The sequence below is a fragment of the Clostridium sp. AF02-29 genome, from assembly GCF_934835585.1.
GTDB classification, from domain to species: domain Bacteria; phylum Bacillota; class Clostridia; order Lachnospirales; family Lachnospiraceae; genus Otoolea; species Otoolea fessa.
In genome coordinates this window covers 1-16,360 of record NZ_CAKVZK010000004.1, presented here as the reverse complement: position 1 = coordinate 16,360, position 16,360 = coordinate 1, and the positions used below count along the sequence as shown (strand labels likewise).

Genomic DNA, 16,360 nt, shown 5'->3' with positions numbered 1-16,360 from the left:
GAATGCGGTGTAGCAAACGGGCTGTCTGTTTTTGTCTCATAGAAAACGTTACTGTTCACGCATACGTGCCCAGTAACGGCACATTCTTTTGTAACGCTGCCAGTTGTGTTTGCCTCTATCATTTTTGCAGAAAATATGATAAGATGTACGGAGATTACGACAGGGGAAGGTTTGAGCGTTACAGGTTTTGGTTTTGGAAACCGTCTGAGAGGATGCAAAAACGAAAACCAGCGAACTGTCAGAATCCAACCTGATAAAAAGGAGAAGTATGTATGAGTGAGAATTGCAGTCATAATTGTTCAAGCTGCGGCGAAACGTGTGCCAGCCGGACGATGGAGAGTTTCCGGGTGCCGTTAAATCCGCAGAGTTCAGTTAAAAAAGTAATTGGTGTAGTCAGCGGCAAGGGCGGCGTCGGAAAATCCCTGGTGACATCCCTGATGGCATGTAAGATGCGTGCGAGAAACAACCGCGTTGGCATTCTCGATGCAGATATTACCGGACCGTCGATCCCGAAGGCATTTGGCATTCACGGCATGGTAGGTGTGACAGGGGATCAGCTGATGCTGCCGCGCACGACCTCGACGGGGATAGAGATCCTTTCTTCGAACCTGATTCTGGAGCATGAGACGGATCCGGTAATTTGGCGTGGACCGGTTGTGGGCGGCGTGATTAAGCAGTTCTGGAGCGAGGCACTCTGGAAGGACATTGATTATATGTTTGTCGATATGCCTCCGGGAACCGGCGATGTGCCGCTGACTGTATTTCAGTCCCTGCCGCTGGCAGGTATTATCATTGTGACTTCCCCGCAGGAGCTGGTTTCGATGATCGTGGCAAAAGCGGTCAACATGGCGAAGAAGATGGATATTCCGATTCTGGGACTGGTTGAAAACATGAGTTATCTGGAATGTCCGGACTGCGGAAAGAAGATTTCTGTGTTCGGTGAAAGCCATATCGAGGAGACGGCAGACGAGTATGAGATTCCGGTGCTTGCGAAGATTCCGATCGATCCGTCGATTGCGTCCAAGGTGGACGAGGGGCTGGTTGAGTATGTGGAATCCCCATGGCTGGATGCGGCGGCTGACGCAGTTGAGAAGGCATAAAAGAATTATATAGAAGAGGTGGAAGAATACAAATGAATATTGCTCAGAATCCTAACAGCGAGCTGAGCCATTTCGCGGTCAATACGCCTCAGGTATTTGAGATTCCTGAGACATTCCGGGAGACGGCAAGGCAGTTTCAGGAAGCGATGATGCAGTACAGCTGCGCGATTCGAGAGTTTAAGACGAAGCTGGAAGTGCTCAACGATGAGCTTTCCATGCGGAATGCAAGAAACCCGATCGAGATGATCAAGGCGAGAGTGAAGAAGCCGAAGAGTATTGTAGAAAAACTGCAGCGGCGCGGACTTCCGCTTTCGATCGAATCGATGGAGTCCAACCTGGATGATATAGCGGGTGTCCGTGTGATATGTTCGTTTGTGGACGATATTTACGAGATCAGCCGGATGCTGGAACGCCAGGATGATGTGACCATCATTGCGATCAAGGATTATATCAAGGCGCCGAAGGAAAACGGCTACCGCAGCTACCACATGATCGTGGAAGTACCGGTATTCTTTTCAAGCAGTAAGAAAAATATCCGTGTGGAAGTCCAGATCCGCACGATCGCCATGGATTTCTGGGCGAGTCTGGATCACCAGCTCAAGTATAAAAAGCAGCTGGATGCCCAGGAAGCCGCAGAGATCGGTGCGGAGCTGAAAAAGTGTGCGGATGTCATCGCGGAGACGGATTGCAAGATGTTAAGCATCCGTCAGAAGATTGAGGAAAAACATCCGACGCAGGAAGAATAGTTGTGATGTAAACGAATAGCCTATGTATCAGGGGATTTTTGCCTGCTGGCTCATGTTTTCGTACGGTCAGCGCAGTAAATGCGCAGACCTGCTGAACAGTTACCTTTAATACATAAAATAGGACAGGGTTTCGGTAATTCGGAATCCTGCTTTTTTATAGATCGAGAGTGCCGGATAATTGTCACTGCTGACGTGAAGAACAATTCGGGTGCAGCCGCGCGCGATCAGATCGTTTAAGACCAGATAGAAAGCAGCTTCACCGATTCCCAGCCCGCGGCAGAGGTCATGGACCCGGAAACCATAGAAACAGGTATGAAATGTGCCGGGAACGTCCGGGACGGGCTGCATACGCGCCATGCACACGGCAGCCGGAGAGCACATCGGATCCGGCGGAGTCTCTAAAAATTCATAGGTCAGAATTGTAACGGCCGGATCTGGATCATCGGCGCTGTGGAAGCAGTCCCAGCAACTGTCGGGATCAACACTTTCGTTGACGTCGCCTTCCGGTGCAGAAGTGCAGGTAAAGGTAAGCGGGCGTTTTTCAATCATGGGAGAGTCAAAGCGATCGGTCGCCGGGTCAAAGTCCCATTTCATCTGATATTCCTGATCGACGCGGTCAGCGTGAATGGCTTTCATCGTGGCAGCCGTATCAGTGGATTCCGGGTCAACCGGAAATAGAATATCGTGCTCACCGGAGATGTCGCAGGCTTTTTCTAAGAGTGCGGAAAAATATCCGCGTCGGCGCAGGGATGGATGGGTGAAGGCGATGCATTCGACAGGTTCCTCGTCCGAAGAGCCATCCGGTGGAAGGATCATTCCCATGACGGCTGCAAGTGTTTCTGATTCATCCAGAAGAAGCAGGAAACAATTTCCGTCTTCAAATGGAAAAGAAATGTGGATCGGCTGCGTCTTCTGGCATTCATTCAACAGTGCCAGGATCTGTTCTGCCTGTCTGGCAGATAGTGAGTTTGTCTGAATTAAATTCATAACTTCTAATCCTTCCTTTCTTGCGATACAAAGTGTACCAGCCACAAAAAGCAGCTGAGAAGATAAGTCTTTCATAGAGATAAACGTATTTGCGGATAAAAGCTTCACGTTTTTTGGATCGAAAATATCTGGATTTTACGAATCGGAAAAGCTTACCTGTATCGTATAAAAAAGACGCAAAAAATTCAAGGAAATTGACAGAATTTATGCTAATTTTCATATTGTCCTATAAATTTGAGAGTGATAGAATAGAGGCATTAATACGAAAGGTGAAGACATCATGAAGTACTTGAAAGAAGTGACAATTATTTTTGGCATCACAATGCTGGGAGAGTTTTTGAACTATCTGCTTCCGTTTCCGGTTCCGTCCGGCGTATATGGATTGTTCATTCTTCTGCTTCTGCTTTGCACAGGAGCATTACATACAGAAGATGTGGCGGAAGTGGGAGATTTCTTCCTGGATACGATGCCGATTATGTTTATACCGGCAGGTGTGGGTCTGCTTGACAGCGTGCAGGAGGCGGAGTCCATCCTGGTGCCGCTGACAGTGATTACTGTGATTTCGACGGTATTTGTTATGGTTGCGACCGGGTGCGTGGCGCAGAGCATCATCCGCAGAAAGAATAAAGGAGGCGCGAAAGCATGAATGGACTGATTCATTCTTCTCTTTATTTTGGAATGCTGGTCAGCGTCGGCGCGTATATGTTGGGCGTTTGGCTGAAAAAGAAGACCGGCTGGGCAATTTTAAATCCGCTGCTGGTTGCAATTATAGTTGTGATTGCATTTTTATCTGTTTTTCATATAGAATATAAGGAGTATAACCGCGGTGCGGTGTATCTGAGCTATTTCCTGACACCGGCAACGGTCTGTCTGGCGATTCCGCTGTATAAGCAGCTGGAGCTTTTGCGCCAGCACCTGATTGCGGTTGCTTCTGCAATCGTGGCAGGGGTAGCGGGAAGTGTCGGCAGTATCTATGTGATGTGCCGTTTCTTTCGACTGGAGCATACGCACTATGTGACATTGCTTCCAAAGTCCATTACGACGGCGATTGGCATGGGCGTCAGCGAGGAAGCGGGAGGTATCGTGACGCTGACGGTTATCAGCATTATAATTACAGGAATTTTGGGAAATATTATAGCCGACTGGCTGTTTCAGATATTTAAAATTGAAGAGCCCATCGCGAAAGGTCTGGCACTTGGAACGGCAGCCCATGCGATTGGAACGGCAAAGGCGCTGGAATTAGGCGAGATCGAGGGTGCGATGAGCAGCTTGTCAATTGCGGTCGCCGGTCTTTTGACCGTAGTGGTAGTACCACTGATGTCGGGACTGATTTAAAGGTGGTGCTGAAACGGTCGGAATTTGCTGCGTGTGACTGTGAAGGTACTGAATTTTTAATGGATTTTTGCGTGTGACTGTGAAGGTACTGAACAGTTACGAAATTGGAATGTACGTAGAGAGGCAGAGAAAAAGATACTGCGGGTCATGCGCATGATAACGGTAGCAAAAAGATAGGAGGGGAGCAGGTATGATGAATTTGTATGAGGCGATAGGATGTCGCCATTCAGTTCGAAAATACACCGATCGGGAGGTCACGGAGAAGCTGCGTGGGCAGATCCTGTCCTATTTTGATAAGACCTCCCGGTTAAATGACCGGATCCGGGTTGAGGCAGTGATATTCGACAATACAAAGAAAAAAGCCGATGTCCACGGACTCTGGAAGGTGGATGCTCCCTACTATCTGGCGATCTATTCGGACCAGGAGGAAGGCTGCGAGCGCAATGCCGGTTATCTGATGGAGCAGATGGTGCTCTATATGACGGCAAAAGGGCTTGGAACCTGCTATTTGGGCAGCGTGCAGCCGGCGCAGAAGGTGCGCGGCGGCAAACGTTGCCTGATGATGGTCGCATTCGGCTACCCGGAGGGCAAGCTCTACCGTGAAAGCCCGCTGGCAAAGCGCCTCCCGCTCAATGAACTCTGTATTTTCAAGGAAGAAGCCGGAGAGCAGATGAAGACGATTCTCCGTGCGGCGCGTCTCGCACCGTCCGCGATGAACACCCAGCCGTGGCGCTTCATCGTCTATTCCGACCGAATCTATGTGTTCGCCCTAAAAACCCGCTTTCCGGGCAAGAGCTTCCATGCGATGCGCGAATTCAGCATCGGCATCATGCTCTCCCACATTATGCTCGCCGCCGAAGAACTATGGATGGAACTTCAGACGGAGACGGAGGAACATTTTGCGGCTAAAAGTTACAAAAATGGAGATTATGTGGCGACGTTGACGCTGCATTAGATGCATTGATTCATTGTATTAAATGTTGAAATAGTTTATATTTAAGCAAGAAAAACTAATTTTACAATTTTAAAACCAATTATTCAAAGAAACGATACACTCAAGAAAAAAGCGCGCCAGCCGTCCGATGCCGTGACAGCTGGCGCGCTTCTTTCGGGGCAATCAAAAGGGCATAAGCAAAAACCCTTTTTTCCTTGCTCCGTGCCCTTGAAAGCGCCCTCTACTTATGATAAAATAAGTTGATTATTTATGAGAGATACTCTGGAGGAGAACGTGATGGTTAGTAAATTGATTGAGAAGATTCAGAAGACAAAGGCACCGATCTGTGTAGGACTGGATCCGATGCTTGGATATATTCCGGAGCACGTGAAGGAAAAAGCATTTGCGGAGTTCGGAGAGACCCTGGAAGGAGCGGCAGAGGCGATCTGGCAGTTTAACTGTGCGATCGTGGATGCGACGGCTGATCTGATTCCGGCGGTCAAACCGCAGATTGCGATGTATGAGCAGTTTGGCATCGAAGGCCTGAAAGCGTATGACCGGACTGTCAAATACTGCCAGCAGAAGGGCTTAATTGTCATTGGAGACATCAAGCGCGGCGACATCGGTTCCACATCGGCTGCCTACGCAACCGGTCATCTCGGCAGCGTGAAGGTTGGAAATACGACCTGTTCCGCGTTCAATACCGAGTATGTGACGGTCAATCCGTATCTGGGAACCGACGGCGTGAAACCATTTGTGGACGAGTGCAACGCATCCGACCGCGGTATCTTTGTACTGGTAAAGACTTCTAACCCATCCAGCGGCGAGTTCCAGGATCGTCTGGTGGACGGTCGCCCGCTTTATGAGCTGGTAGCGGAGAAGGTCGTTGAGTGGGGGGAGGCTTCCATGGATGGCGACTACAGTAATGTAGGCGCAGTTGTGGGCGCAACTTACCCGGAGATGAGCAAGATTCTGCGTAAGCTGATGCCGAAGACTTACTTTCTGGTTCCGGGTTATGGCGCACAGGGCGGTACGGCAGAAGACTTAAAATACTGCTTCAACGAGGATGGACTGGGCGCGATCGTCAATTCTTCCCGCGGTATCATCGCGGCATACAAGAAAGACGCATACGCCAAATTCGGTCCGGAGCATTTTGCGGACGCATCGAGACAGGCTGTCATCGATATGATTGCGGACATCGGACGTGTACTGTAAGGAGGAGCTCATGGCACAGAAGAAAGAGACAGCAGTTGTATATAGTCAGGAAGAACTGGCACCTGGCATTTTCAGTATGTGGATCGTGACGGACATAGCGGACGAGGCAAGACCGGGACAGTTTATCTCGGTCTACAGCCAGGACGGTTCCAGACTTCTTCCGCGCCCGATCAGTATCTGCGAGGCAGATCCGGATGAAGGACGCCTGCGGATCGTATACCGGATTTCCGGTAAAGGAACGGATGAATTTTCCAAATATGTTTCCGGAGACCCGATCGACATCATGGGACCTCTGGGAAATGGTTTCCCGCAGGAGGGCGAAAATGTATTTCTGATCGGCGGCGGTATCGGTGTTCCGCCGATGCTTGAGATGGCGAAACAGTTAAACTGCGAAAAACAGATCATTTTAGGATACCGGGATGAAAATCTCTTCCTCCGGGATGAATTTGAGGCATATGGAGAAGTCTTTGTGGCGACCGAGGACGGAAGCGTCGGCACGAAGGGCAATGTCCTGGACGCGATCCGGGAGCAGAACCTGACGGCGGATGTGATCTACGCCTGCGGACCAACCCCGATGCTGCGCGCCATCAAGGAGTATGCGGCAGAAAAGGGAATCAAGTGCTATATTTCCCTGGAGGAGAAGATGGCATGTGGAATCGGCGCCTGTCTGGCATGTGTCTGCCAGTCGAAGGATGTAGACCACCACAGCAATGTACACAACAAGCGGATCTGCAAGGATGGTCCCGTATTTTTAGCCGAGGAGGTAGAATTATGAGACAGATGGCAGTCAATCTTGCGGGTGTAGAGCTTAAAAACCCGGTCATGACGGCATCCGGAACCTTTGGTTCAGGGGCAGAGTACGGCGAGATGGTTGATCTGAACAAGCTCGGCGCGGTTGTGACCAAGGGTGTGGCAAATGTGCCGTGGCCAGGCAATCCGACCCCGCGTATTGCGGAGGTGTACGGCGGCATGATCAACGCGATCGGCTTACAGAATCCGGGGTATGATTTATTTGCATCGAGGGATATCCCGTTTTTACGTCAGTATGATACGAAGATTATCGTCAATGTATGTGGAAAAACGACGGAAGATTACGTCGATGTAGTGGAAAAACTGGCGAGCCAGCCGGTCGATATGCTGGAGATCAACATTTCCTGCCCGAACGTCAAGGAGGGCGGCATCGCATTTGGACAGGATCCGAAAGCAGTGGAGACGATCACCCGCGAGGTAAAACGCCATGCGAAACAGCCGATTATCATGAAGCTCAGCCCGAATGTTACCGACATCACGGAGATGGCGAAGGCAGCCGAGGCAGGCGGTGCGGATGTGCTGTCCCTGATCAACACACTGACTGGCATGAAGATCGATATCAACCGGAGAACCTTTGCGGTAGCCAACCGTACCGGCGGTCTGTCCGGCCCGGCAGTGAAACCAGTGGCAGTCCGCATGGTTTACCAGGTGGCGCAGGCGGTCAAGCTTCCGATCATCGGCATGGGCGGTATCATGAATGCGGACGATGCGATCGAATTTATTCTGGCAGGCGCAAGCGCGGTGGCAGTCGGTACGGCGAATTTCCATAATCCGTATGCGACGGAGGAGATCGTGAAGGGCATCGACGCCTACATGGAAAAATATGGCATTGAAGATATACATGAACTGATTGGTGCGGTTCGGTAAGATAGGAGAGTATGATGGAACAGTATAAGCAGGAATTTATCAATTTCATGGTAGAGAGCGAAGTGCTCAAGTTTGGCGAATTTACCTTAAAGAGCGGACGTAAATCTCCGTTCTTCATGAACGCGGGTGCATATGTAACCGGTACGCAGCTGCGCCGTCTGGGCGAGTATTACGCCAAGGCGATTCATGACAACTATGGTCTGGATTTCGATGTCCTGTTTGGACCGGCTTATAAGGGAATCCCGCTGGCAGTTGCCACCTCGATGGCGATCAGTGAGCTGTACGGCAAAGAAGTACGTTACTGCTCCAACCGGAAAGAGGTCAAGGATCACGGCGATACCGGCATCCTTCTGGGAAGCAAGTTAAAGGATGGCGACCGCGTCGTTATCATCGAGGATGTAACCACTTCCGGTAAATCCATCGAGGAGACCTTCCCGATCCTCAAATCCCAGGCAGATGTGGAGATCAAAGGCCTGATGGTATCTTTAAACCGTATGGAGCGCGGCAAGGGAGAAAAGTGTGCGCTGGATGAGATCAAGGAACTGTACGGCTTCCCGACCGCAGCGATCGTATCGATGTCAGATGTCGTAGAGTGCCTGTACAACAAGGAGTGCCAGGGAAAGGTCGTGATCGATGATACACTGAAAGCAGCGATCGACGCATATTATGAGCAGTACGGTGCAAAATAGAGATTTGGTTCACGGAGCGGCATGCTTGAAATGGGAAATGCCATGCGACGGAGTGTAAGAAGGAGCGGATCGATATGGAAAAGATCTACAAAACGATGCAGGGAACCGGTGTGATTAATATCGTGATTGGAAGTGTGATCATCACGGTAGGGCTGGCAGCCGGTGTGATGGCGATCGTCAGCGGTGCGTTTTTACTGAAACGCAAATCAGATATTACATTCTAAAAATTGGATTTGAAACAGGGCAGATATGCCCAGTCGAAAGAGAAAAACCGTATGACCGGGGACGGTGTACGGTTTTTCTCATTTCTGGCAGTTTATGTGGGGAATTATGTGGAAACGGACAAAAACGCATCAGAAGGTGTGCTGGATATTCTTTGTCGCATACCTGGTGCTTCTTATATATTTTATGTTTTTTTCGGACGGATTCGGGCGCGCGCCGCATGTGGAGTATGCCTATAATCTCGTTTTATTTAAGGAAATCAAACGGTTTTATATTTATCGTGATATAGTGGGGACGGAAGCGTTCCTGTTAAATACGGCTGGCAACGTGGTGTGCTTCATGCCGTTTGGATTTTTCCTGCCGATCATCAGTTCGAGATTTGGAAAATGGTACCTGATGTTGATTCTGAGCTTCCTTCTGACTTTGAGCATCGAGACGATTCAGCTCGTATTCAAGGTGGGAAGTTTTGATGTGGATGATATGTTTTTAAATACGTTAGGTGGAATTGCTGGCTACCTCTGCCAGTGGATTACACGTGCAATTGGGAGGTGTCTGCATGGGACGTCAAACAGATAACCGGATTTCTTATATCCGCAAGCCGATGGCAGAACACGGCTATCTCTGCCTGGGACTGGCGGGAGTCGGTCTGCTGCTGTGCGTGGCAGGGATGGCATTCAGTGTCCGCAGCCAGGGCAATACGCCGGTCGGCGCGCTGTCGATGTGCTTTTCGAGCATATTATTTTCCGTGGCGTCGCTGATGTACGGATGGAAATCATTTAAAGAAGAAGAAAAAAATTATATATTCGCGAAAATTGGTACGATTTTGTCGGGGCTTCTGGTCATCTGGTGGATTGTGACGATTTTGATTGGCATCCGGGGCTAAGAATGAATGGTTTTTATGCGTGGCTTGCCTGGAATGCCGGACCAATGGAACGCCGGTAAGAGCCTTTGCGGCGGGCGTGGTTTGAAAGTGAAATTTGGCGATGGCAGAAGGAGGGAAATATCTGAACATGAAATATTGGGAACTTTTGAAAGAAGAAAATGAGGCGGTTGCGGAGCGCCATGAACTCGCGATGGAGCGCATCGGCCATATGAAAGAAGAAGCGACGGTTGGTGAGCCATACCGGGCATTTTTTGAGCGCACCGTCCAGTTTATCGAGCTGATAGAAGAAACCTTCCAGAAACAGATGGATGGGACGCTGGCGGCAATGAGCCAGAAAGAGGCAGCAGAATTTAACCGGACGCTTTATGCGGATATACTTCCAGGGGCGTATGGGAAGAGCTTTGCGAACCCGGACTATGCGGCAAAAGAGCTGGGAGAGAACTATGGTCCGTGGCTGTCATTTCTCTATACGGAGATCCGCAGTGCGATCGTTTACGCCTATGAGAGCCGTCTGGTGGATGTGACGGTGTTGGAGGAACTGTTTATTGAGGTTTACAACCTGTTTGAGGGCGGTACTCCGGAGGTGGCGGAGCTTCGCGAGCCGCTCTACTATTTTGTCAGTGATTATTGTGACAGGATGCTTCCGTGGAGGGTGCGTGAGACGCTGGATCCGTCGCTGGATTTTGGAAAATCGATCATCATGGACAGTGATTTAAACGATCTGCGTTATCTGTACCGGTTTGGCGAATATATCTCGGAGACAGAGCTTGCGACGGCACGTTTTATGAATGAGCTGCCGGAGGAGACGGTACGCCGGATGGCAGATACCTACACAGAAGGCTACCGTAAGGGATTTGCGGCGACCGGACGCAGCTATGAGGGCAAGAAAACGGTGCAGATCCGTTACCACATCGGATTTGAGCGCATGATCCGGATGGCAGTGGAAAATTTCCGCGAACTCGGTCTGGAGCCGATCATTGCCCGCGCCTCCATCGGCACGGTGAACCGGATGGCGGCGCGCACGAACGGTTACTATGGCACACCGGCGAACCGCCAGTACGAGTATGATCACCGCTACGACAATGCGGTTTACCTGGACAAGGCCTTTCGTGAGCGGAAACTGTCTATTTTGAAGGTGGCATATGAGACATACAAGGATCTGGCGTCGGTATATGCCGGTCCGGCAGTTGTGGAAACCTTCGGCGAGGCTGGATTTGAGCCGGTCAATGCAGCAGCAGCCTTTTCTTTAAGTGAAAAACAGGAGAAACTGCTGTTATCCTACAGCAATGAGGCGATGCAGATTGTGGACGCGTATATTCCGGGAACGGAGACGAGCTTCACAATCATTGCATTCCCGCTTCCGGAGATCGGAGCGGAGTTTGAGGCGGTTTTCAAGGAGACGATCCGCATCAATACGCTGGACTATGAGCTGTACCGCGACATCCAGCAGATCATGATCAACGAACTGGATCAGGCATCGCAAGTCCACATCAGCGGACGCGGCGGCAACCGCACCGATCTGACCGTACAGCTTCACACGCTTGCTGAGCCGACGAAACAGTCGAATTTCGAAAACTGCGTGGCGGATGTAAATATTCCGGTTGGAGAAGTCTTTACCTCCCCGCAGCTTGCTGGGACAAACGGGCTTCTGCATGTCGGCAGCGTCTATATCGGGGAATTTCAGTTCAAAGATCTGGAAATCCGGTTTGAAAATGGTATCGCTGTCTCCTATACCTGCAAAAACTTTGAGACGGAAGAGGAAAATAAGGCGTTAGTGAAACAGATGATCCTAAAAAACCATGAGACGCTGCCGATGGGCGAGTTTGCGATTGGCACCAACACAACTGCGTATGAGGTAGCGCTGCGCTATGGCATTCTCGACAAATTCCCGATTCTGATTGCCGAGAAGATGGGACCGCACTTTGCGGTAGGCGATACCTGCTACAGCTGGATGGAGGACTGCCCGGTCTTCAACCCGGATGGACGCGAGATGGTGGCGCGTGAGAATGAGATTTCAGCAAAACGCAAAGAAAACCCGCAGGAGGCATATTTTGGCTGCCATACGGACATTACAATCCCGTACTCCGAGCTGGATACGATCGAGGCGATTCATCCAGATGGAACGAGTGTAAAGATCATCGCGGGCGGACGGTTTGCGCTGCCGGGGACGGAGAAGCTGAATGAGCCGCTGGAAAAATAGAAAGAAAAAGTCATAGAAAACAGGTTTATTCTCATATAATCTCCTGAAAAGGGATTCCGGAGCAGCCGGATGGGAGATAGAATCAGAAAATGGATAGCCGTTCTGCTGGCAGGAAGTATACTGGCGATGATTCAGTTGGTTCCGGCCGGCGGGGCGGTTTTTGTTCGTGGAAACATAGAAAATAAAGAGATTCTGGGAGAGAAAGAGACTTCTCTACAACAGACCCTTCACGCCCGCGCCTGGGTTCTCATGGATGCGGACAGTGGGCGTATTCTGGCGGGGAAAGATGCGGATACCGCTTATCCGATGGCAAGCACGACGAAGATTCTGACCTGCATTCTCGCACTGGAACAGGGAAATCCCGATGACTGGGTCGAGGTATCAGAGAAAGCGGCCTCCATGCCGGATGTCCAGCTCAATATGCGGGCGGGGGAGCGGTACCGCCTATCGGATCTACTCTATTCCCTGATGCTGGAATCCCACAACGACAGCGCCGTGGCGGTGGCGGAGCACATCGGGGGAAGTGTGGAAGAATTTGCGGAGAAAATGAACCGGAAAGCGTGGGAGATAGGATGTAAGAATGTTTGTTTCGTGACACCGAACGGTCTGGACGTTGCGGATGCGGATGGAAACGAACACAGCGCTTCGGCGGCGGATATGGCGCGGATCATGCGCTACTGCGCGTTCCAGTCGCCGTGCCGCGAAACATTTCTGGAAATTACCCGTACGGCATCACGGACGATTCAGGATGAGTCGGGAAACCGTTCATTTTACCTGGCAAACCACAACGCGCTTTTAAGCCAGTGCGCGGAGGTGCTGTCGGGCAAGACAGGATTTACCGGGAAAGCCGGGTACTGTTATGTGGCGGCGTTAAAAAAAGAGGGAAAAGCATTTACGGTGGCGCTTCTCGGCTGCGGGTGGCCGCCGCACAAGACGTACAAATGGGCGGATATGCGGAAACTCGATCAGTATGCATTTGATACATATAACTGGTATGATATATTTGACCGGGAGAAAACATTTCCGGAGGTGGAGGTGAGGCGGGGTGTGAAAGGAACGACGGCGCTCACACTGAATCTGCCATCGGAAAAACAGACGTTTCTGATGCTTCTGCGCGCGGACGAGAAGCCAGACATCCGTTATGAGTACCCGACCGAGCTGGAAGCACCGGTTCATGAAGGACAGGAGGTCGGGCAGGCATCCTATTATATTAATGACGAGCAGGTGGCTGCTTATCCGATCTATGCGGCAGAAACAGTGGAGAAGATTGATTATGGGTGGTGTTTAAGAAGATGCGTAACTTATTTTGAAAGAGAATTTCAGTCAATGTGGCAGACGTGGGGAGTTTGAGTTGTTATTACTGGGCACGTATGCGTGAACAGCAACGACTTGTTCACAATACTTTTATAAAAATCTGCTTTATTTTGCTGGTTAATTTTGTTATAACTATAGATAGTGTGAATTACTGAGAATCAAGGATCCGGACACGGAAACGTGGAAAGAGAAAGAGAGGCACGGAGGATGAAACAGACATCACTGAGCAGGGAACAGGGGCTTGCGCTCCTTCGCAAGTATAATAAAGAACCATTTCATATTTTACATGGACTGACCGTGGAGGGCGTCATGGAGTGGTATGCCGAGCAGCTGGGATATGGGGACGAAAAAGCATTCTGGGGCATGGCAGGACTGCTGCATGACATTGATTTTGAACTTTATCCGGAAGAACACTGCGAGCGGGCACCGGAGCTTCTGCGCGACGGAGGCGCAGAGGAAGATTTAGTCCATGCGGTTGTCAGCCACGGCTACGGCATACGGGTGGATGTGGCTCCGGAACATGAGATGGAAAAGGTGTTGTTTGCAGCCGATGAGCTGACAGGGCTTATCTGGGCGGCGGCGAAGATGCGCCCGTCCAAGAGCACCAAGGACATGGAGCTTTCAAGTCTTAAGAAGAAATTTAAGGACAAGAAATTTGCGGCTGGATGTTCCAGAGACGTGATCCGACGCGGGGCTGATCAGCTTGGCTGGGAATTAGACAAACTGATGGAACAGACGATTCTCGCCATGCGCTCCTGTGAGGATCGGGTCAACAAAGAGATGGAGGAACTGGAGTTTTGAGAGAAAATAAACCAATGAAACTGTTGTCGGTAGCGATTCCGTGCTACAATTCGGCGGCATATATGCGTAACTGCATCGAATCCCTGCTGCCGGGCGGCGATGAGGTGGAGATCCTGATCGTGGATGACGGTTCCACAAAAGATAATACGGCGGAGATTGCCGATGAGTATGAGAGAAATTATCCGGGGATTTGCCGGGCGATTCATCAGGAAAACGGTGGTCACGGCGAGGCCGTCAATGCGGGACTGCGCAATGCGACGGGCGTCTATTATAAGGTCGTGGACAGCGATGACTGGGTCAACGAAGAGGCGTATATGGAGGTTCTGGATACGCTGCGCAAATTTGTCCATGACAATGTGACGCTGGATATGCTGATTACCAACTTCGTTTATGAGAAACAGGGCGCAAAACACAAAAAGGTCATGAACTACAACATGGCGCTCCCAAAACGTCAGCTCATCGACTGGAACGGTGCAAGAGGCTTCCGCCTGGGACAGTATATCCTGATGCATTCAGTCATTTACCGTGTGGAAATGCTTCGGAACTGCGGGTTGGAACTGCCAAAGCATACGTTCTACGTGGATAATATTTTTGTATATCAGCCGCTTCCACACGTAAAATCCATGTACTACCTGGATGTGAATTTCTACCGCTATTTCATCGGACGCGACGATCAGTCGGTCAATGAAAAAGTCATGATCAGCCGTATTGATCAGCAGATACTCGTCACGAAGCTGATGCTGGGATATTACGATGTGACCAAGATCAAGAATCCAAAGCTGCGCCACTACATGGTCCGCTATCTGGAGATCATGATGACAGTTACTTCAATTCTGGCGATCCGCTCGGAGACAGAGGAAAATCTGAAGAAGAAAAAAGAACTGTGGCAGTATCTGAAACAGCAGAATTTCACGCTGTATATGCGCCTGCGCTGGGGCTTCCTCGGACAGGGCGTAAACCTGCCGGGAAAAGGCGGACGGAAGGTGTCGATCGCCTGCTATAAGATTTCGCAGAAGTTTTATGGGTTTAACTAAAAATAGGGCGGATTAGAAAAGAAAATCAAATCTGTCAAAAATGCAAATTAAAAATCCGACGTCTGGAAAATGGATTGTTTCCAGATGGTCGGATTTTCTGATTCTATGTCAATCACTTAGATATGATTCGATAAGGGATTACCACGTGATGAATGTTAGAGACCTAGTTTTCGTAATGGCTGCGGCAGGGGGATTTATCGCAGATAAAAAGCTGGCACCTGTCATACTTTGGCGCCAGCTTATGTTTACTTGTCTTGAGAAATCCTTTAGCGAATATATTCTGGTTCGTTCTCTGTCTCTTCCTGCGTGCTTCCCGCATATACTAACGGATAGATAGCTGCGCTTAAAAGAATCGCGCCTGCGACGTCCAGAACCGAGTGCTGCTTCAGCGAGACAGTTGCCATGCAGATAGCGACCATCAGGATACCGGAAAGAATCCGGATTACTTTGTGCTTTTTCAGAGACTCACTCTTCATGACCGCGATGTGGGTTCCGATGGAATTGTACACGTGGATGCTTGGAAATACATTCGTGTTCGTGTCAGCCTGGTGGAGCATATAGACCAGACGGGAACAGAGGTTCTTGTCCGGGTTTACGGCGGTCCGCAGGTCAGTTCCATTCGGGAACAGGGTGCAGATTAAGAGTGACAGCGTCATGCCGGTAAATAAAAATGCACATAACCGGTAATATTCTTCTTTATTCTTGAAGAACAGGTATGCAATCGCAGCGGTCACATAGGCGAACCACAGTAAATATGGGATGACGAAGTATTCATTAAACGGAATCATATCATCCAGCGATGAGTGCATGATATGGTAATTGGAAGTCACGGTTTTTTCCAGATGCATAAACCACGGAAGATAGATAAATCCGTATCCCAGAATCCATATATGCCCGTATTTCTTCAGGAGTTCCTTCAGAAAATGTTTCATATCAATCAACCTCGATTTTCTTTTTATCATAAATAAATTAACATTATTTTAACATCTCTCCAGGTTCGTCTGATTATAGCACACTCACCCGCCAACTTCAAGGCTAAATAGGGATTGTTATAAATATTAAGAAAAAGGTTATGGAATGTGAAATTTGTTAAACAAAAATTTTATGGATGGACAGGGACTTTAAGTAAAATAAAAACAGCTTGCTCAACTGCAAGCTGCTTCATCAATAGCGAGAGGGGGATTCGAACCCTCGACACCGCGGGTATGAACCGCGTGCTCTAG

Annotated in this window: 18 protein-coding genes; 16 read left to right on the top strand and 2 right to left on the bottom strand. The window is 49.8% G+C overall.

Features of this window, described 5'->3' with window-relative positions; all coding sequences use genetic code 11:
* Nucleotides 1-272 precede the first annotated feature (272 nt).
* On the top strand, nt 273-1,100 hold the full coding sequence (locus tag PUQ60_RS01900) for an Mrp/NBP35 family ATP-binding protein (protein WP_273400840.1): 828 nt from the start codon (nt 273-275) through the stop codon (nt 1,098-1,100).
* 32 nt (nt 1,101-1,132) lie between these two features.
* Nucleotides 1,133-1,846 (top strand): GTP pyrophosphokinase family protein, encoded by a 714-nt coding sequence (locus PUQ60_RS01895; protein ID WP_107000490.1) that lies wholly within the window; start codon nt 1,133-1,135, stop codon nt 1,844-1,846.
* 105 nt (nt 1,847-1,951) lie between these two features.
* On the opposite strand, the gene PUQ60_RS01890 is transcribed toward PUQ60_RS01895, so the two are convergent.
* Entirely contained in the window at nt 1,952-2,833 is an 882-nt protein-coding gene (locus PUQ60_RS01890) for a GNAT family N-acetyltransferase (RefSeq protein WP_273381463.1), read from the bottom strand.
* Between the two features lie 280 nt (nt 2,834-3,113).
* Here PUQ60_RS01890 and PUQ60_RS01885 point away from each other — a divergent pair, with 280 nt between their 5' ends.
* From PUQ60_RS01885 to PUQ60_RS01820, 14 genes are all read left to right on the top strand, one after another.
* Nucleotides 3,114-3,479, top strand: a complete 366-nt coding sequence (locus PUQ60_RS01885; RefSeq protein WP_107000488.1) for a CidA/LrgA family protein — start codon at nt 3,114-3,116, stop codon at nt 3,477-3,479.
* Nucleotides 3,476-4,168: an LrgB family protein gene (locus tag PUQ60_RS01880; protein ID WP_022359359.1), complete on the top strand. Its 693-nt coding sequence runs from the start codon at nt 3,476-3,478 to the stop codon at nt 4,166-4,168. Before PUQ60_RS01885 ends, PUQ60_RS01880 begins: the two co-directional genes overlap by 4 nt.
* A gap of 190 nt (nt 4,169-4,358) precedes the next feature.
* Nucleotides 4,359-5,123 carry a nitroreductase family protein gene (locus PUQ60_RS01875; RefSeq protein ID WP_333489839.1) on the top strand — a complete coding sequence of 255 codons (765 nt, stop codon included), beginning with the start codon at nt 4,359-4,361 and terminating at the stop codon, nt 5,121-5,123.
* 276 nt (nt 5,124-5,399) lie between these two features.
* Entirely contained in the window at nt 5,400-6,317 is a 918-nt protein-coding gene (pyrF, locus tag PUQ60_RS01870; protein ID WP_022359361.1) for an orotidine-5'-phosphate decarboxylase, read from the top strand.
* Nucleotides 6,318-6,327: 10 nt separating this feature from the next.
* Complete coding sequence (locus tag PUQ60_RS01865) at nt 6,328-7,092, top strand: dihydroorotate dehydrogenase electron transfer subunit (RefSeq protein WP_273381070.1); 765 nt, start codon at nt 6,328-6,330, stop codon at nt 7,090-7,092.
* Nucleotides 7,089-7,994 (top strand): dihydroorotate dehydrogenase, encoded by a 906-nt coding sequence (locus PUQ60_RS01860; protein ID WP_273381072.1) that lies wholly within the window; start codon nt 7,089-7,091, stop codon nt 7,992-7,994. Before PUQ60_RS01865 ends, PUQ60_RS01860 begins: the two co-directional genes overlap by 4 nt.
* A gap of 14 nt (nt 7,995-8,008) precedes the next feature.
* A complete protein-coding gene (gene pyrE, locus PUQ60_RS01855) occupies nt 8,009-8,683 on the top strand; it encodes an orotate phosphoribosyltransferase (protein WP_107000484.1) in 675 nt (224 codons plus the stop codon).
* Between the two features lie 74 nt (nt 8,684-8,757).
* Nucleotides 8,758-8,907: a hypothetical protein gene (locus tag PUQ60_RS01850; RefSeq protein ID WP_022359365.1), complete on the top strand. Its 150-nt coding sequence runs from the start codon at nt 8,758-8,760 to the stop codon at nt 8,905-8,907.
* Between the two features lie 106 nt (nt 8,908-9,013).
* Nucleotides 9,014-9,481: a VanZ family protein gene (locus PUQ60_RS01845; protein ID WP_118538196.1), complete on the top strand. Its 468-nt coding sequence runs from the start codon at nt 9,014-9,016 to the stop codon at nt 9,479-9,481.
* Nucleotides 9,462-9,788 carry a hypothetical protein gene (locus PUQ60_RS01840; protein WP_107000483.1) on the top strand — a complete coding sequence of 109 codons (327 nt, stop codon included), beginning with the start codon at nt 9,462-9,464 and terminating at the stop codon, nt 9,786-9,788. Before PUQ60_RS01845 ends, PUQ60_RS01840 begins: the two co-directional genes overlap by 20 nt.
* A 127-nt stretch (nt 9,789-9,915) precedes the next feature.
* Nucleotides 9,916-11,988: an aminopeptidase gene (locus tag PUQ60_RS01835; RefSeq protein WP_273381076.1), complete on the top strand. Its 2,073-nt coding sequence runs from the start codon at nt 9,916-9,918 to the stop codon at nt 11,986-11,988.
* Between the two features lie 69 nt (nt 11,989-12,057).
* On the top strand, nt 12,058-13,338 hold the full coding sequence (locus tag PUQ60_RS01830) for a D-alanyl-D-alanine carboxypeptidase family protein (protein WP_273381078.1): 1,281 nt from the start codon (nt 12,058-12,060) through the stop codon (nt 13,336-13,338).
* 171 nt (nt 13,339-13,509) lie between these two features.
* Nucleotides 13,510-14,103, top strand: coding sequence for a hypothetical protein (locus tag PUQ60_RS01825; protein WP_022359370.1), 594 nt, complete (start codon nt 13,510-13,512; stop codon nt 14,101-14,103).
* 14 nt (nt 14,104-14,117) lie between these two features.
* Entirely contained in the window at nt 14,118-15,137 is a 1,020-nt protein-coding gene (locus PUQ60_RS01820; protein ID WP_107000480.1) for a glycosyltransferase family 2 protein, read from the top strand.
* Between the two features lie 266 nt (nt 15,138-15,403).
* Here PUQ60_RS01820 and PUQ60_RS01815 read toward each other — a convergent pair whose 3' ends face one another.
* The gene (locus PUQ60_RS01815) at nt 15,404-16,069 is read right to left on the bottom strand and encodes a phosphatase PAP2 family protein (protein ID WP_107000973.1); all 666 of its coding nucleotides are present in this window, start codon (nt 16,067-16,069) and stop codon (nt 15,404-15,406) included.
* Between the last annotated feature and the right edge of the window lie 291 nt (nt 16,070-16,360).

What these genes read in the sequence shown, in the direction of transcription:
- PUQ60_RS01900 (WP_273400840.1), top strand. Translation starts at nt 273, where the DNA reads ATGAGTGAGAATTGCAGTCATAATTGTTCAAGCTGCGGCGAAACGTGT.
- PUQ60_RS01895 (WP_107000490.1), top strand. Translation starts at nt 1,133, where the DNA reads ATGAATATTGCTCAGAATCCTAACAGCGAGCTGAGCCATTTCGCGGTC.
- PUQ60_RS01890 (WP_273381463.1), bottom strand. Translation starts at nt 2,833, where the DNA reads ATGAATTTAATTCAGACAAACTCACTATCTGCCAGACAGGCAGAACAG.
- PUQ60_RS01885 (WP_107000488.1), top strand. Translation starts at nt 3,114, where the DNA reads ATGAAGTACTTGAAAGAAGTGACAATTATTTTTGGCATCACAATGCTG.
- PUQ60_RS01880 (WP_022359359.1), top strand. Translation starts at nt 3,476, where the DNA reads ATGAATGGACTGATTCATTCTTCTCTTTATTTTGGAATGCTGGTCAGC.
- PUQ60_RS01875 (WP_333489839.1), top strand. Translation starts at nt 4,359, where the DNA reads ATGATGAATTTGTATGAGGCGATAGGATGTCGCCATTCAGTTCGAAAA.
- pyrF (WP_022359361.1), top strand. Translation starts at nt 5,400, where the DNA reads ATGGTTAGTAAATTGATTGAGAAGATTCAGAAGACAAAGGCACCGATC.
- PUQ60_RS01865 (WP_273381070.1), top strand. Translation starts at nt 6,328, where the DNA reads ATGGCACAGAAGAAAGAGACAGCAGTTGTATATAGTCAGGAAGAACTG.
- PUQ60_RS01860 (WP_273381072.1), top strand. Translation starts at nt 7,089, where the DNA reads ATGAGACAGATGGCAGTCAATCTTGCGGGTGTAGAGCTTAAAAACCCG.
- pyrE (WP_107000484.1), top strand. Translation starts at nt 8,009, where the DNA reads ATGGAACAGTATAAGCAGGAATTTATCAATTTCATGGTAGAGAGCGAA.
- PUQ60_RS01850 (WP_022359365.1), top strand. Translation starts at nt 8,758, where the DNA reads ATGGAAAAGATCTACAAAACGATGCAGGGAACCGGTGTGATTAATATC.
- PUQ60_RS01845 (WP_118538196.1), top strand. Translation starts at nt 9,014, where the DNA reads ATGTGGAAACGGACAAAAACGCATCAGAAGGTGTGCTGGATATTCTTT.
- PUQ60_RS01840 (WP_107000483.1), top strand. Translation starts at nt 9,462, where the DNA reads ATGGGACGTCAAACAGATAACCGGATTTCTTATATCCGCAAGCCGATG.
- PUQ60_RS01835 (WP_273381076.1), top strand. Translation starts at nt 9,916, where the DNA reads ATGAAATATTGGGAACTTTTGAAAGAAGAAAATGAGGCGGTTGCGGAG.
- PUQ60_RS01830 (WP_273381078.1), top strand. Translation starts at nt 12,058, where the DNA reads ATGGGAGATAGAATCAGAAAATGGATAGCCGTTCTGCTGGCAGGAAGT.
- PUQ60_RS01825 (WP_022359370.1), top strand. Translation starts at nt 13,510, where the DNA reads ATGAAACAGACATCACTGAGCAGGGAACAGGGGCTTGCGCTCCTTCGC.
- PUQ60_RS01820 (WP_107000480.1), top strand. Translation starts at nt 14,118, where the DNA reads ATGAAACTGTTGTCGGTAGCGATTCCGTGCTACAATTCGGCGGCATAT.
- PUQ60_RS01815 (WP_107000973.1), bottom strand. Translation starts at nt 16,069, where the DNA reads ATGAAACATTTTCTGAAGGAACTCCTGAAGAAATACGGGCATATATGG.